Raw genomic sequence first — 15418 nt, 5'->3', positions numbered from 1 at the left:
CGATGCGCCGCGTCACAGCGACGAGACGAGTTGCGCGTTGTCGATCCGCAGCTCCGCGCCGTTCACAAAGCGCGACTCGTCGGATGCGAGGAACAGCACGAGATTCGCGACGTCCCGCGGGTCGCACATGCGTGCCATCGGATCGTTGCCGATGCCGAGTTCGGCCGGGTCGAGATCGGGCATCAGCGCCCGGGTCATCGGCGTCCAGATTCCGTCCGGGTGGATCGAGTTGCAACGGATCCGGTAGCCGCTGCGCTTGCAGTGCACGGCGACGCTGCGTGCGAGCGCCGTCACAGCGCCTTTCGAGCCGGTGTACGCGCACATCATCGGCAGGCCGCCGAGCGCGGCGACCGACGACATCATCACGATCGATCCGGGTGTGTCGTTGTCCTTCATCGCGCCGATCGCGTACTTGCAGCCGAGGAAATAGCCGTCCGCATTGACGCGCAGCACGCGTCGCCAGGTATCGAGGCTCGTGTCCTCGATCGAGCCGACCGGGCAGATCGCCGCGTTGTTGACGAGTACGTCAAGGCGTCCGAAACGATCGAGCGTCGACGCGATCGCGTGCCGCCAGCCGTCCTCGTCGGCGATGTCCTGACGCACGAACAGCGCCGTATCGCCGATTTCACGCGCGAGCGCGCGTCCGGCATCCTCGTCGATGTCGGTGAGCACGACACGCGCGCCCTCGGCGGCCAGCAGCAGCGCATCCTCGCGGCCGACGCCGCTCGCCGCGCCGGTGACCAGCGCGACCTTGTTTGCGACTCGATTCATCTTTGGGTCGATTTCCTGTGATGTGTTGAAGGAACGCGGCCGCTCAAGCGGTGCCCGGCGCACGGCCGGCCCTCACCGCATCGAGCGCGGCCGCGCCGTAGATCTGCGCGATCGTGGCGTCGACGCACGGATTGGCGCGCAACTCGTGGCCGCCGTCGACCGCGAAGCTCTGGCCCGTGACCCAGCCCGACTCGGGGCACGCCAGATAGCGCACCGCGCGGGCGATCGCTTCCGGTTCGCCGAGCGTGCCGAGCGGAATCTGTTCGAGGAAGCTGTCGACCAGCGCACGGTCGTCGAACATCGGCGCGGTGGCTTCGGAGCGCGTGAGGCCGGGCCGCACCGCATTGACGCGGATCCTCGCGCCGGCCAGCTCCTCGGCCGCGCCGCGCACCAGCGCTTCGAGCGCGGCCTTGCCGGTGCAGTACGCAGTCAGCCAGCGGAAATTGATGCGCGCGGCCGTCGACGAGATGCAGACGATCGCGCCGCCGCCGCTGTCGGCGAGCCGAGGCGCGGCGTGACGAATCGCGGCGAACGCGCTGTGCAGGTTCAGGTCGATTTCCGCGCGGAAGCTGTCGGCGTCGTGCATCAGCAGCGGGCGAAACCCGGCGCCGCCGACGGTCGGCACGACGATGTCGAGACGGCCGTCGAGCGCCCATGCGGTATCGAGTGCGGCCTGCAGATCGGCGTCGTCGCAGGCGTCGCCGGCGTGGATCTCGACGCGGCTGCCGGGCACGGCGTCGACCAGGTGCCGCCGTGCGCGTTCGAGCGCGTCGCGGCGACGGCCCATCAGCACGACGGCCGCGCCATCGGCGACGAGCGCGTGCGCGCAGGCCGCGCCGATGCCGCCGGCGCCGCCCGTGACGAGCGCGGTGCGGCCGGCGAGAGGCAGGGGCGAGCGCATCGTTCAGCCCTCCAGCGGCAGGTCTTGCGACCAGTCGACGTGCAGCGTGCGCGCGGCGAAGCGCCACGTGCCGCCGTCGAGCACGCAGCGGTCGCGATAGCGCAGCCCCCAGTCGAGCTTGCGCTTCACGCCGTCGCGCACATAGACGTGGCACGCGACGCCGTAGGTCTCGACATCGGCTTCGCCGCCCGCGAGCGTGACGAGCTGGTTGTGCACGTGATGCTGGGTCGTCTCGTAGCGTTCGATCACGCTCATTCCGGCGACGATCGCGTCGCGGTCGTCGAAGCGAAAACCGGGGCCGTCGAGCTGCGCGTTGGCGGTGAAGAGCGTGGCGAGGCGCGGCCAGTCGCGCCGGTCGACGGCTTGCGCATAACGGCACGCAAGTTCGTACAGCGCGTGGCAGGCATTCGGATCGGTCATGCGGTACTCCCGTGAGTGAACGGAAAGCGTCTGCCGCGCCGCCCGCGCGGCCGCGGCGGCATTGCGGCGTCGATGCGCAGGTTCGCACCGGACCGGTCGATCCTCATCATCCATACGGAGCAGGGGAAGGATCGGGGAAAACACCGGGAGCGACGACGGCGCAGCGCCGGATGCTGCGATGCGGCGATGGATGCGCGGCATGGGTCGAACGGCGAGGTGACCCATCGCGACGGACCAGGGAAGGCACCTCGCCGGTCATTCAAGCGAGCCGATCGCACGGTAATGCTGCGACGCGGCACGCCGCATCGAGCCCGCTTCGCGTTTGCCCCTAGTCGGAATGGACGATGGCCGGCGGGCCGGCGCTGGCTACCGTGCAGTCATCCGGCGGCGCTGCATGCGGCCAGTCGCCGGGCACGAACCGCGACGACGGCCAACCGGAGGGGACGACGATCATGAGACTTTCGACTCGCAAGCTGTGCGTATTGGCGATCGGCACGCTCGCGGCCATGGCAATGGCGCGATACGGCGCCGAGCAGGTCCCGTCGCCGCCGTACGCGGCCGGCATCCTGCAATGCCGCTCGGTCGACTCGAACGGCCTGCCGACCGGTTGCGTCCCGATCGATCCGTCGCACTTCGGCTTCGCCGCGTTGCGCGGCATGTGACGCGGGCGCGGCCGTGCCGACGCGATGGCGCCAGGGCACCACGGCGACACCGCGATGCGGCGGCCTCCTGACGGACCGGCCGGACGGCGCACCGCGATACCTGCGCCGCGCACCGCGCGGCAGGTGCGGCCCGTCCGGCTTTCGGATGCCGTCAGACTTCTCGGCCTACGACACGACGCAAGGCGCCAGCCGTCGAGCGCGTTCATCGACAACGCGTCGACGTCCGTAGCGAGTCGGCTATACCGGCGACGCGTTGCCATGCCCACCGCTTTTCATCGACTCCCTTCACGCAGACCCATGGCTCCCATGTCATCCGACTATTCCCTGACCCGCCCCTTGAATATCCACGACGTGCCTCGCTGGGATGCCGAACACGACGTCGTGATCGTCGGCTTCGGCGCGGCCGGCGCGTGCGCGGCGATCGAAGCCGCGAGCGCCGGCGCAGACACGCTGATCGTCGAGCGCGCTTCGAGCTACGGCGGCACGAGCGCGCTGTCCGGCGGCGAGATCTACCTCGGCGGCAGCGGCGGCACGCCTGCGCAGCGACAGGCCGGCTTCAGCGACGATACCGAGGACCTGTACCGCTACCTGATGCTCGCGGGCGGCCGCGACGCGGACGACGCGAAGGTGCGTCTCTACGCGAACGAGAGCCTCGCGCATCACGACTGGCTCGTCGCGCAGGGCCTCACGTACAAGAACACGTTCATCGCCGAGCGGATCGTCGAACCGGAAACCGACGACTGCCTGATCTGGTCGGGCAGCGAGGAGGCCTGGCCGTTCAGCGAGGCCGCGAAGCCGTGCCCGCGCGGCCACACGCCGCAATGGCCGGGCTGGGGCGGCGGACAGATGCTGATGCGCGTGCTGGCCGAGCGCGTGCAGGCGCTCGGTGTGTCGACCCGCTACGACACGCGCGCGCTGGCGCTGATCGTCGACGATGCGCGCGCGGTGCGCGGCGTCGTGCTGCGCGCGTACGGCGAGACGGCATGCGTGCGCGCGCATCGCGCGGTGATGCTGTGCGCGGGCGGCTTCGCGATGAACCGCGACATGGTGCGCCGGCACGCGCCGCAATTGCTGCGCTCAGACGAACCGATCGGCAGCCCCGGCGACGACGGCTCGGGCATCCTGCTCGGCCAGAGCGCGGGCGGAGCCGCGATCCACATGGATCAGGGCTTCGTCAGCCTGCCGTTCTACGCGCCCGAATCGCTGATCCGCGGCATCTTCGTGAACGCGCGCGGCCAGCGCTTCATCAACGAGGACGGCTATCACGGCCGCACCGGCCATCACGCGTTCCATCAGGCCGACGATCGGATCTACCTGCTGGTCGACCAGGCGACCTACCAGGAGCCGCCCGCGATCGCGCGGATCGGCATTGCGGCGGCCGGCGAGACATGGGAGGAAGTCGAACGCGACCTGCAGATGCCCGCCGGCACGCTGACGGCGACCGTCGACGTCTACAACCGCCATGCGGCAGAAGGCGTCGATCCGCTGTTCCACAAGGCGAAGAAGTGGCTGACGCCGCTGATCGAGCCGCCGTTCGTCGCGCTCGATTGCCGGATCGACTACGCGTTCTATCCGCATTTCACGCTGGGCGGGCTCGATACGCTGCCCACCGGACAGGTGCTCGACGCGGCGCGCGTGCCCGTGGCCGGTCTCTACGCGGCCGGCCGCACGAGCTGCGGGCTGCCGCGCTGGGGCGCCGGGTACAGCTCGGGACTGTCGCTGGCCGACGCGACGTTCTTCGGCCGGCAGGCCGGGCGTCACGCCGCGCATGCGGCGAGCGACGCGCTGCGCAGCGCCGCGTAGCGCCGCCCGAGCCTGAAAGAACGACGCCCCGGGCAACCGTGTTGCACCGGGGCGTCGTCGTGTTCGGGCGGACGTCGGTCGAACGTCGAACGACCGTCAGCCGAGATCGAGCGCGTTGGTCAGGTCGCCGGGCGGCGTCTCGCCGCGCGACGCGAACGCCTTGTCGCGCGCGGCGACGCCGTCGAGCGGCGCGAGCCCGTGCACGCGGCTGATGAAGCGCAGGATCGAGTTCGTGTCGTACATCGTGTGGTCGACATGACCCTTCTTCGCGAACGGCGAGATCACGAGCGCGGGAATCCGGGAGCCCGGGCCCCAGCGATCGCCGACCGGCGGCGCGACGTGATCCCACCAGCCGCCGTTCTCGTCGTGCGTCATCACGATCACGGTGTTCGCCCACTGCGGGCCGCGCCGGATGCGTTCGATCACGTTCGCGATGTGGCGATCGCCGGATTCGACGTCCGCATAGCCCGCATGCATGTTCAGGTTGCCCTGCGGCTTGTAGAACGCGACGGCCGGCAGGCGGCCCGCATCGATGTCGGCGATGAAGTGATTGGTCGACGGCTCGTCGCCGAGGCCCGCATCGCGCAGATGCTTGCGGCGCGCGTCGGTGCCGGGCGCATAGTTCGCGAAGTAGTTGAACGGCTGGTGGTGGTACTGGAAGTCCGGCACCGTGCCCGTGTCGCGGTGCTCGAGCGCGTATTGCCATGCACCGCTGTACCACGCCCAGTCGATATTCTTTTCCGACAGGCGGTCGCCGATCGTCGCATGGACTTGCGGCGGAATCACGCGATGGTCGGCCGGATCCGCGTAAGCGGCGTTGCCGGGATCGGCCGGCGGCACGTAGCTCGGCTGGTAAGGCGGCGCCATCGTGTTGACGCCGTAGCCGTCGGGTGTCAGCGGGCCGTCGACCGCGAACTTCGGCGGGCCGTCGAGCGCCGAGGCCGGCGAATCGGCGGCGAGCGTCAGCCGCGTGCCGGCCGGATCGTCGCCGTCGACCTTCGACAGCAGCTTCGCCGCATGCGGATGCTTGTGCGCGTCCGGATAGATCGGCGGCTGCGCGGAAATCAGGAACATGTGGTTCAGCCACGAACCGCCGAAGGCGGCCATGAAGAAGTTGTCGCACAGCGTGTATTGCCGCGCGAGATTCCACAGCCGCAGCGTGTCGGCGGAATTGCGGTAATGGCCCATCACGAGGCCGCCCGAATCGGCCCATGCGGCGAACTGGTTGTTGCGGCCGCCGGCGATCTGCATCTGGTTCTGATAGAAGCGATGCCACAGGTCGCGCGTGATCACGCCGTTCGGCAGCGGCTTGCCTTGCGCGTCGGCGATCCGGAACGGCGCGTTGGGCAGCTTGTCGATGTCGCGCTCGGCGATCGCGTAGCGCTTGCCGTCCACTTCCTGCGCCTGCGGCACGAGCCCGCCCCAGATCTTCGGCAGCACGGGCAACGGCGTCTTGCCGTCGCGATCGAGCTGCTGCGCCTGCTCGGGCCGCACTTCGCTCAGTGGATAGCGCACGCCCGGAAAATCGCCGTACAGGTTCGCGAAGCTGCGATTCTCCGCATAGATCACGACGATGTGGCGCACCTGCCGACGCAGCGCTTCGTCGAGCCGCAGATCGGCGGCGGAGCGCGGCGCGCCACCCGGTGCGGTCTCGCAGCCGCCGAGCGCGACGCCGGCGCCGAGCGCGGCGAGGCCGCCGAGCATGCGGCGGCGGTCGGGATCGACGGGAAGGTCGTCGGGGCGATCGGGTGTGTCGTTCACGTCGTGAGCTCCTCGGATGGATGATTGTCGTTCGATGCGCGGCAGCGTCGCGCGGCCTGCCGCGACGCGGCACGCAATGCGACGGCCGGCGTCGCACCCGGGCAGGGCGACGCCGGTTGTCACGAAAATGTCATGAACGCGACTATAACGCGCGGGGCCGCGTCGATGAAAGCTGTTTGTCGGACGCTGCGCGACGCGTGCGCGCGAACTAGACTTGAATCATGGGTGGCGTGCTGCCGTGCGTCGCCCGCGCGAACGGCGCATCGCGCGCGTTCGCGGTGTCATTCATGCGACGAAACGAGGCGACGAAGACGCGGAAGCATCCCGTATGCGCGTGGCTGCCGATACCGCGCGCCGGCCCGGCGCACGGGCCGGCATGAGCGCGCAGCGGTGCGACCGGCCGGCCCGATGCCATGGACAGGAAATTCGACTACGCAGGATTGCTGATCGCGGCGGGCTTCTTCGTGTTGTTCGCCGCGCAACTGGTGATGCTGCGTCCGGCGTCGACGCTGATCGCGTACAGCGATTTCCATCGTCTCGTCGCCGCGCGGCTCGTCGACGATCTCGAGATCGGATCGACGACGATCACCGGCACGCTGACGATGCCGCAAGCCGGCGCGATGCTGCCGGCGTCCGAAGTCGCGGCCGTGAAGTCGGAGGGTACGCCGCCGCACTTCGCCACCAATCGCGTGACGGACCCGCAGCTGATCGACACGTTGACCGCGGCCGGCATCCGTTTCCACGGCACGTCCGACACCGGGTGGATCACGTCGCTCGCGTCGTGGCTGGTGCCGCTCGTCGCGTTCGTGTTCATCTGGAACCTGATGCTGCGCAAGCGCGGCGGGCTGCAGGACTTCACCGGCATGGGCAAGAGCCGCGCACGCGTCTACGTGCAGCAGGAAACCGGCATCACGTTCGACGACATCGCCGGTATCGACGAAGCGAAGGCCGAGCTGCAGCAGCTCGTTGCGTTCCTGCGCGATCCCGATCGCTACCAGCGGCTCGGCGGCAAGATTCCGAAGGGCGTGCTGGTCGTCGGCGCGCCCGGCACGGGCAAGACGCTGCTCGCGCGCGCGGTGGCGGGCGAGGCGGCCGTGCCGTTTTTCTCGATCAGCGGCTCGGCGTTCGTCGAGATGTTCGTCGGCGTCGGCGCGGCGCGTGTGCGCGACCTGTTCGAGCAGGCGCAGCAGAAGGCGCCGTGCATCGTGTTCGTCGACGAGCTCGACGCGCTCGGCAAGGTGCGCGGCGTCGGCCCGATGTCGGGCAACGACGAGCGCGAGCAGACGCTCAACCAGCTGCTCGTCGAGATGGACGGCTTCCAGGCCGGCTCGGGCGTGATCATCATGGCCGCGACCAACCGGCCGGAGATTCTCGATCCCGCGCTGCTGCGCCCGGGCCGCTTCGACCGTCACATCGCGATCGACCGGCCCGACGTGAACGGTCGCCGCCAGATCCTCGGCGTGCACGTGAAGCGCGTGAAGCTCGCGGCCGACGTCGATCTCGGCGAACTGGCGGCGCGCACGCCGGGCTTCGTTGGCGCCGATCTCGCCAACGTCGTCAACGAGGCGGCGCTGCATGCGGCGGAACGCGGCAAGCCCGCGATCGGGATGGACGACTTCGACGAGGCTATCGATCGCGCGCTGACCGGCCTCGAGCGCAAGAGCCGCGTGATGAACGCGCAGGAGAAGCTGACGATCGCCTATCACGAGGCCGGCCATGCGCTCGTCGCGGAAAGCCGCGCGCATTGCGATCCGGTGAAGAAGGTGTCGATCATTCCGCGCGGCGTGGCCGCGCTCGGCTACACGCAGCAGGTGCCGACCGAGGATCGCTACGTGCTGCGCCGCAGCGAGCTGCTCGACCGGATCGATGCGCTGCTCGGCGGCCGTGTCGCGGAAGAGCTCGTGTTCGGCGACGTGTCGACGGGCGCGCAGAACGATCTCGAGCGCGCGAGCGCGATGGCGCGCCATATGGTCATGCAGTACGGGATGAGCGAGCGGATCGGGCTGGTGAGCTTCGACGACGGCGAAGCGCGCACCGGCATGCCGGGCGCATGGCATGCGGGCGACGGGCGCTGCAGCGAGCACACCGCGCGGATGATCGACGACGAGGTGCATGCGCTGCTGACCGATGCGCATGCGCGCGTCGCGTCGACGCTCGGGGCACGGCGCGACGCGCTCGAGCGGATCGCCCGACGGCTGCTCGCGTGCGAGGTGCTCGAGCGCGATGCGTTGCAGGCGCTCATCGACGGGCGCGAGCCGCCTGGCGCCGCGCCATCGGCGCCATCCGCGACCGATCGAGGGCCTGGCGCGAGCGCGAATGCGTCGGAGCAGGCATCGGCGATCGAGCGGGATTTCGTCGCATACGGGCCGCCGCGCGAACCCGAACGCTGAAGCGCGAGCGTGTCGCGCAGCAGGCGGGCGGCCATGATCGCGCCGCACCGTCGCTGCGTTCCAACCTTGCCGGCGCGGCATTGCGCCGGCGTTTCGCTTCCTCTTTTTCAGTCACGGAGTCGCCATGAGCGAGGCGCACGTATCGGTCGATGTCGCGCAGCATGCGCGTTTCAGTTTCGAAGTCACGTTTGCCGGCACCGGGCTTTCACCGGTGCTCACCGACGAGCCGCCGCCGCTCGGCGCCGGCCGCGGCCCGAATCCCGTCCGGCTGCTGGCCGCGGCCGTCGCGAGCTGCCTCGCGGCAAGCCTGTTGTTCGCGCTCGAGAAACAGCGCGTCGATCCGCAACCGGTCGCCGCGCACATCGACGTCGACATGGTGCAGAACGAGGCGGGCAGGGTGCGCGTGGGCGCGATGGCCGTGACGCTGTCAGTCGGCAAGGCGTGGGCCGATCTCGCGGCGGCGACGCGCATGCTCGACCGGTTCGATGCGTATTGCGTGGTGACCGAGAGCATGCGCGCAGGCATTCCGATCTCGGTGGCGGTGCGGGACGTGAACGGTGCGGTGCTCGACCGCGAGACGACCGGCGTATGAGCGTGCGGCAGTGCGCGTGCGTCAGGACTCCGTCGCGGCGGCCACTTCCGCCGCTTCGGCGAGCGCGTCGAGAAAGCGCGTACGCCACCAGTGCACGTCGGTTTTCCGCACGATCGCCATCAGCGCGTCGTGACGCTGGCGACGTTCGTCGAGCGGCATCGTGAGCGCGCGCTGGATCGCCTGCGCGGTGCCTTGCGTGTCGTACGGATTTACGAGCAGCGCGGGTTTCAGTTGCTCGGCCGCGCCCGCGAATCGCGACAGCACGAGCACGCCCGGATCGGCTTCGTCCTGCGCGGCGAGAAACTCCTTCGCGACGAGGTTCATCCCGTCGCGCAGCGGCGTGACGAGCGCGACGCGGCTCGCGCGGTAGAGGCCCGGCAAGCGCTTGCGGGCGACCGTGCGGTGGATGTAGCGCATCGGCATCCATTCGAGTTCGCCGTAATCGCCGTTGATCGCGCCGCACAGGCTGTCCATCTCGCGGCGCAGGTCGTCGTACGCGCCGAGATCCTCGCGGCTCGGCGCGGCGATCTGTATCAGCGTCGCGCGGTCGCGGTTCTCCGGATATTGTTCGAGCAACTGACGGAATGCATGCACGCGCTGCGGCAGCCCCTTCGTGTAGTCGAGCCGGTCCACGCCGACGAGCAGCTGGCGGCGCGAATACTCGTCGCGCATCCGTTCGAACATGTCGATGCCGTCGCGGTTTTCCGCGAGCGCCGCGAATTCGTCGACGTTGATGCCGATCGGGAACGCACCGGCCGACAGCGTGCGGCCGAACGCACGCAGGCGGCCGTCCGGCAGACGCGCGGCACCGGCCTCCGCCTCGACGTAATGCTCGAAGTGAAGCAGATCCGATTCGGTCTGGAAGCCGACGAGATCGTAGGCGAACAGCGAGCGCATCAGCCATTCGTGCTCCGGAATCGCGGCCATGATCGGCGGCGGCGGCATCGGAATGTGCAGGAAGAAGCCGATCGGATTCGTGCAGCCCATCGCACGAAGTTCGGCGGCAAGCGGAATCAGCTGGTAGTCATGAACCCAGACGACGTCGTCGGGGCGCAGCAGTGTGCTCAGCTTGCGCGCGAACAGCTGGTTCACGCGGCGGTAGCCGTCCGCGAAGCGGCGGTCGAACTGCGCGAGATCGAGGCGGTAGTGGAATACCGGCCACAGCACGTTGTTCGAGTAGCCGAGGTAATACGCGTCGTAATCCTGCGGATCGAGATCGATCGTCGCGAGCTGGATGCCGCCGACGTTCTGGATCTGCACGTCGTCGCCGTGCGGGGGGCGCTCGCCGTCGCTGCGCAGCCTGCCGCTCCAGCCGAACCAGACGCCGCCCGATTCCTGCAGGCTGTCTTTGACGGCCACGGCAAGCCCGCCTGCCGCGGCTTTACGGGGATCTGCAATGCGATTGGATACGACGACGAGTCGGCTCACCAGCTCTCCTGCGAATGGTTGGGAAGGTTCGTGCGGCCAGGGCGCGACGCGGACGCCGCCAGCGGCGCATGGCGCGATGGGGCCGCAATACGTGCGGACGGGAATCAGGGCGCGCGATTCGCCGTCCGAACGTGGAGTGCTTTTTTAGGATACTCGTCATTCGAATGATTTAAAAGTGCATGACCGAGATCGGCGAATTCGCGCGCCGGTTCAATGCGTGCCATTTCGCGCGCGGGGGCGGGCGGGACCGAAAATTGCGCAGCACCATGTGCAACATGGCGGCGGGGATTCCGGAGAAGGGCGAGCGAAGACCGGGAAATTGGGCGGCGTGTGCAACGCGAGGCGGAAATCGCGGAGAAGGGCGATCGCGGACCTACGCGCGTGATCGTGCTCCGTTGCGTTGCGCATGCTCGATACGCGAGAGGACGCGTGCCGCGAATGCACGGCGTGTGTGTTGCGCGGTGCGTGGCGTTTCAGGCTCGCATGAATGCAACGGCCGTCGAACGCCGGCAGTGACGATGCGCGGCCGGCCGCGTAGCCGCGCATCGTATCCGTGCGACGCGTGATACCTGATGCATCATGCGTTACGCGACAGCAGCCTGCCAATGCGACGCATTGTCGGCCGCATGCTTGTGCGCGTGCGCCGACATCGCCTGTTGGCCGGCCGGCATCCGGAACGCGGATACCGTCTCCGACAGATCGCGGCCCTGCGCCTCGAGCGATTTCGACGCGGCCGCGGCCTGTTCGACGAGTGCCGCGTTCTGCTGCGTCGTCTGGTCCATCTGCGTGATCGTGAGGTTCACCTGATCGATGCCGCGACTCTGTTCGGCCGACGCGGCCGCGATTTCGCCCATGATGTCGGTGACGCGCGCGACGGCCCGCGTCACGTCCGACATCGTCTCGCCGGCTTCGCCGGCGAGCGCCGACCCGGCCTGGATCGTCTGCACCGATGCCGAGATCAGCTCCTTGATTTCCTTCGCGGCAGTGGACGAACGTTGCGCGAGGCTGCGCACCTCGCTCGCGACGACCGCGAAGCCGCGGCCTTGTTCGCCCGCGCGTGCCGCCTCGACGGCCGCGTTCAGCGCGAGTATGTTCGTCTGGAATGCGATACCTTCGATGATCCCGGTGATGTCCGCGATTTTCGACGAGCTGTTGCCGATCTCCGTCATCGTCTCGACCACGCGGCCGACCACCGAGCTGCCGCGCAGCGCGACGTCCGACGCATTCGCCGCGAGCGTGCTCGCCTGCTGCGCGTTCTCGGCGTTCAGTCGCACCGTCGACGTGAATTCCTCCATCGTCGCCGCGGTTTCCTGCAGCGACGCGGCCTGTTCCTCGGTGCGCTGGCTCAGGTCGAGGTTGCCCGATGCGATCTCGCCCACCGCGTGCGCGATGCTGTTCGACGAATCGCGCACGCGGCCGACGATGTCGATCAGCCGTGCGTTCATCGTATGCAGCGCGTCGAGCAGATCGCGCGTTTCGTCGTTGCCGCTCACGCTGATGCGGCTGCCGAGATCGCCGTTGGCCACCGTGCGCGCGACCTCCACCGCCGCGACGATCGGTGCGGTGATCTTGCGCGTGAGCCACAGGCCGCCGCCCACCGCGATCACGATCGCGACCGCGCAGATGGCCAGCAGCACGTTGCGCTCGACCGCGTAGCGATCGGCGAAAGCCTGCGCAATCTGCGCTTCGCGCTCGCGCGTGTAGGTTGCGTACGCATCGGTCGCGCGAACAAGTTGCGCGAGCAACGGACGGCAGCGATTGTCGATGTCGGCGGTCGCCTCGTCCTTCTTGCCGGCCTGCGCGAGTCCGACGATATTCAGCGCGACGGGCCCGTAGCTCGCTTCGACGCGCACGATCTCGGCGACCAGTTCGCGTGCGCGATCGGTCGTGTCGGTCGCATTCGCCATCATGTCCTTCAGTTTCGCGAGACGGTCCTGCACATCCTTGTGTGCTTGCTGCACGTCGGCCAGTTCGAGCTGGATGTCGGACGGCGTGGTCACGAGCACGAGGTTGCGCGCGGCGATCGCGCGCCGGTCGACCGCGGTCCGGATTTGCGCGGAAAGGTTCGCGCGCGCGTTGACGCCGTTCATGTACCGGGAAAACTCGTCGTTCGTATCGGACAGCGCCTTCAGCGCCATGCCCGACACGACCACGACGACCGCGGCGAGCAAACCGAAGCCGCCAAGCAGTTTAGCCTTGATGGTTATTCTGGCGATTTTCACGATGTGCCCCTGTGCGAGTGGTTGGCGATGGAATTTATTGTGCGTCCGCGTGCAGGCCCGTGCCGTCATTAACGGGAATGCCGGACAGTTCTTTACCCATCGAAAACCCTGATATTCGCTCTTTCTCGCCGGAAACCCGCGCCAGTCGGGCATTTCAGGCCTGCAGGAAGCTTCGTGAATCATCGATAATCGCCGCGTTCATACGCGGATATGAAAATCGATCCTCTACCGGAATTAATGTATTCCGATCCGTCGCTTAAATCGTCGAATTGGCATGTTCGGTGATTTATTGGCGAATCGCATATTTACGTTCGAACGATCGGGAATGTGCGATTCCGTCCCGAATAAAACGGGCCCGAACGAATGCGCGCCCGCTTGACGCGCCCGCGACACGCGTCGCGGGGCGTGGGGTCGATCAGAACGTCGTGCGCAGGCCGGCCATCACGCTGCGGCCGCCTTCGGGCGCGAAACCGCGCACGACCGAGGTCGCGTAGCGGATCTCCTGGTTCGTCAGGTTGTCGCCGCGCAGGTAGGCGAGCCAGCGCGTCGCGCCGACCCGGAACTTGTACGTGAGCATCACGCCGAGCGACGTGTAGCCGTCGGTCGAAAAGTCGTTGTCGGGCACGCGGTGCTGCGACCACGCATGCGTGAGCTGCGCGCGCGCACCGAACGGGCCGTAGCCGTAGTCGGCCGCGAGCGTCGCGCGCAGCGGCGCGATGCGCGGCAGCGGCTGGCCGGTATCGACGTTGCGCGCATGCGTGTAGTCGGCGGTCAGTTCCAGGTCGACCGTGTGACCGCGCTGCGCGAACGCCCGCCACTTGCCGTCGAGTTCGACGCCGTAGAACTCGGCGCGCACGCCGCGATAGATCGCTTCGTTGAGCGTATCGCCGGTGCCGGGCGCGACCGGTTCGCCGTCTGCATTCACGATGCGGCCGGTGTTGTACTCGGTCAGGTAGTTCGAGAAGCGGTTGTAGAACACGCCGACGCTGCCGCGGTTCGGGCCGCTCGCATAGCGTAGCGACAGGTCGGTCGACACGGCCTTTTCCTTCGACGCGTTCGGGTTGCCGATCAGGAACTGGCCGGTGGCGTCGTGCGGGCCGTTCGAATACAGCTCGTAGAAGGTCGGCGCACGTTCCGTGTACGCAACGTTCGCCGCGACCGACCACACCGGCGTCAGCGTGAACAGCGCGCCGGCCGATACGCTGCCGGCATTGAAGTCGCGCGGCTGCGCGAGCGCGAATTTCTCGACGCCGGCCGGATCGGGATCGACCTTCACGTGCTCGATGCGCCCGCCGAGGCTCAGCTTCAGCGCAGGGACGACCTGCCATTCCTCCAGACCGAACAGCGCGACGCTATTCGTGCGCGTGGACGGCACGAGCAATTCGTCGCCGAGCGCGGAGAACGTGTTCTGGCCGAACTGCACGCCGATCGCGCCTTCGAACGGGCCGATCTTGCGATGCCGCGCCTCGATGCGCGCCTCGTAGCCGCGGTTGCGGAAGGTGGTGGCCGTCTCGCCGTTGTTGACTTCCTTGTGACGGTAGTCGGTGTACGCGAAATCGAACTTCAGCTTCGTGAACGGGCCGCTCAGGTTGCGCACCTCCGACGCGAACGCGAGGCGTTCCTGGCGCATCCGCAGGCGCACGTCGTCCTCGGCGACGGAGCCGTAGTTGGACTCGTAGCCGCTGTACGACAGGCCCGCGAAACCGTCGGCCCACGTGTACGACGCGCCGAGCGCGCCGCCATGCACGCGGCCGTCGCTGTTCGGCACGTTGCCGACCGGTTGCGGCGTGTCGGGATCGTCGATCGCGCGTTGCTGGCTGCTGCGCGCGTAGCCGGGAATCCGCAGCTTGCTCGTTTCCCGGTCGAACGCGTCGACATGAAACGCGAAGCGGCCGTTGCCGCCTTCGACCTGCGCGGCGCCCGCGCGCACCGAATTCGCGCCGCCGTAGCGCGCGTCGAGCGCACCCGTCACGCCTTCGATCGCTTCACGCGGAATCCGGTTGTCGATCGTGTTGACGACGCCGCCGACCGCATTGCCGCCGTACAGCAGCGCGGCCGGCCCGCGCACGATCTCGATGCGCTCGATCGACAGCGGATCCTGCGGCACCGCGTGGTCGAACGACAGCGACGACGCATCGTAGGCGGCAACGCCGTTCTGCAGCAGCCGGATCCGGTCGCCGTCCATCCCGCGGATGATCGGGCGGCCGACCATCGGCCCGTAGGTGGTGGTCGACACGCCGGGCAGGCCGTTGAGCGTCTCGCCGAGCGAATCGGCCTGGCGGCGCGTCAGCGCGTCGCCGGACAGCTGCGCGGTCGGTGAGCTCAATTCGGTGTCGCCGAGCGGATTCGCGGTCACGAAGATCGGCGCGAGCGGCGTGGATTGCACGGGCGTCGACGAGGCTGGCGTATCTGCTTGCGCGTGTGCGACGGCGGCGAACAGCATCAGGGAAACGGGCGAGAGCGGGCGA

Annotated in this window: 11 protein-coding genes; 4 read left to right on the top strand and 7 right to left on the bottom strand. The window is 68.4% G+C overall.

What is annotated here, in order from left to right; all coding sequences use genetic code 11:
* Positions 1 to 12 precede the first annotated feature (12 nt).
* The 3 genes from WS51_RS05535 to WS51_RS05525 are packed head-to-tail and all read right to left on the bottom strand — an operon-like array spanning position 13 to position 2092.
* Positions 13 to 771, bottom strand: coding sequence for an SDR family oxidoreductase (locus WS51_RS05535; RefSeq protein ID WP_059800459.1), 759 nt, complete (start codon positions 769 to 771; stop codon positions 13 to 15).
* A 43-nt stretch (positions 772 to 814) separates the two neighbouring features.
* On the bottom strand, positions 815 to 1672 hold the full coding sequence (locus WS51_RS05530) for an SDR family NAD(P)-dependent oxidoreductase (RefSeq protein WP_069228740.1): 858 nt from the start codon (positions 1670 to 1672) through the stop codon (positions 815 to 817).
* Positions 1673 to 1675: 3 nt separating this feature from the next.
* Positions 1676 to 2092, bottom strand: a complete 417-nt coding sequence (locus WS51_RS05525) for a nuclear transport factor 2 family protein (RefSeq protein ID WP_069228739.1) — start codon at positions 2090 to 2092, stop codon at positions 1676 to 1678.
* A 452-nt stretch (positions 2093 to 2544) separates the two neighbouring features.
* On the opposite strand from WS51_RS05525, the gene WS51_RS05520 reads away from it, so the two are divergent.
* Both WS51_RS05520 and WS51_RS05515 read left to right on the top strand, forming a co-directional pair.
* Positions 2545 to 2754, top strand: coding sequence for a hypothetical protein (locus WS51_RS05520; RefSeq protein ID WP_059507734.1), 210 nt, complete (start codon positions 2545 to 2547; stop codon positions 2752 to 2754).
* 306 nt (positions 2755 to 3060) lie between these two features.
* The gene (locus tag WS51_RS05515; RefSeq protein WP_069228738.1) at positions 3061 to 4557 is read left to right on the top strand and encodes an FAD-dependent oxidoreductase; all 1497 of its coding nucleotides are present in this window, start codon (positions 3061 to 3063) and stop codon (positions 4555 to 4557) included.
* Between the two features lie 96 nt (positions 4558 to 4653).
* Here WS51_RS05515 and WS51_RS05510 read toward each other — a convergent pair whose 3' ends face one another.
* Positions 4654 to 6318 (bottom strand): acid phosphatase, encoded by a 1665-nt coding sequence (locus WS51_RS05510; RefSeq protein WP_059773809.1) that lies wholly within the window; start codon positions 6316 to 6318, stop codon positions 4654 to 4656.
* A gap of 413 nt (positions 6319 to 6731) precedes the next feature.
* Between WS51_RS05510 and ftsH the strand changes: the two genes are divergently transcribed.
* Together ftsH and WS51_RS05495 are read left to right on the top strand one after the other, a co-directional pair.
* Complete coding sequence (ftsH, locus tag WS51_RS05500) at positions 6732 to 8708, top strand: ATP-dependent zinc metalloprotease FtsH (RefSeq protein ID WP_060329518.1); 1977 nt, start codon at positions 6732 to 6734, stop codon at positions 8706 to 8708.
* Positions 8709 to 8832: 124 nt separating this feature from the next.
* Entirely contained in the window at positions 8833 to 9300 is a 468-nt protein-coding gene (locus WS51_RS05495; RefSeq protein ID WP_059507455.1) for an OsmC family protein, read from the top strand.
* Positions 9301 to 9321: 21 nt separating this feature from the next.
* Here WS51_RS05495 and otsA read toward each other — a convergent pair whose 3' ends face one another.
* The 3 genes from otsA to WS51_RS05480 all read right to left on the bottom strand — a co-directional run bounded on the left by otsA (position 9322) and on the right by WS51_RS05480 (position 15393).
* Positions 9322 to 10728, bottom strand: a complete 1407-nt coding sequence (otsA, locus tag WS51_RS05490; RefSeq protein WP_059507454.1) for an alpha,alpha-trehalose-phosphate synthase (UDP-forming) — start codon at positions 10726 to 10728, stop codon at positions 9322 to 9324.
* Between the two features lie 584 nt (positions 10729 to 11312).
* A complete protein-coding gene (locus tag WS51_RS05485) occupies positions 11313 to 12950 on the bottom strand; it encodes a methyl-accepting chemotaxis protein (RefSeq protein WP_069228736.1) in 1638 nt (545 codons plus the stop codon).
* 415 nt (positions 12951 to 13365) lie between these two features.
* Positions 13366 to 15393: a TonB-dependent receptor gene (locus tag WS51_RS05480; RefSeq protein WP_069228735.1), complete on the bottom strand. Its 2028-nt coding sequence runs from the start codon at positions 15391 to 15393 to the stop codon at positions 13366 to 13368.
* Positions 15394 to 15418 lie beyond the last annotated feature (25 nt).

The sequence above is a fragment of the Burkholderia territorii genome, from assembly GCF_001718335.1.
In the GTDB taxonomy this organism is placed as follows: domain Bacteria; phylum Pseudomonadota; class Gammaproteobacteria; order Burkholderiales; family Burkholderiaceae; genus Burkholderia; species Burkholderia territorii.
Note: the sequence above shows the minus strand (reverse complement) of the source record. Positions and strands in the feature narration are given on the sequence as shown.

Excerpts from the sequence above, each read along its gene's own strand:
- WS51_RS05535 (WP_059800459.1), bottom strand. The coding sequence starts at position 771 with ATGAATCGAGTCGCAAACAAGGTCGCGCTGGTCACCGGCGCGGCGAGC.
- WS51_RS05530 (WP_069228740.1), bottom strand. The coding sequence starts at position 1,672 with ATGCGCTCGCCCCTGCCTCTCGCCGGCCGCACCGCGCTCGTCACGGGC.
- WS51_RS05525 (WP_069228739.1), bottom strand. The coding sequence starts at position 2,092 with ATGACCGATCCGAATGCCTGCCACGCGCTGTACGAACTTGCGTGCCGT.
- WS51_RS05520 (WP_059507734.1), top strand. The coding sequence starts at position 2,545 with ATGAGACTTTCGACTCGCAAGCTGTGCGTATTGGCGATCGGCACGCTC.
- WS51_RS05515 (WP_069228738.1), top strand. The coding sequence starts at position 3,061 with ATGTCATCCGACTATTCCCTGACCCGCCCCTTGAATATCCACGACGTG.
- ftsH (WP_060329518.1), top strand. The coding sequence starts at position 6,732 with ATGGACAGGAAATTCGACTACGCAGGATTGCTGATCGCGGCGGGCTTC.
- WS51_RS05495 (WP_059507455.1), top strand. The coding sequence starts at position 8,833 with ATGAGCGAGGCGCACGTATCGGTCGATGTCGCGCAGCATGCGCGTTTC.
- WS51_RS05480 (WP_069228735.1), bottom strand. The coding sequence starts at position 15,393 with ATGCTGTTCGCCGCCGTCGCACACGCGCAAGCAGATACGCCAGCCTCG.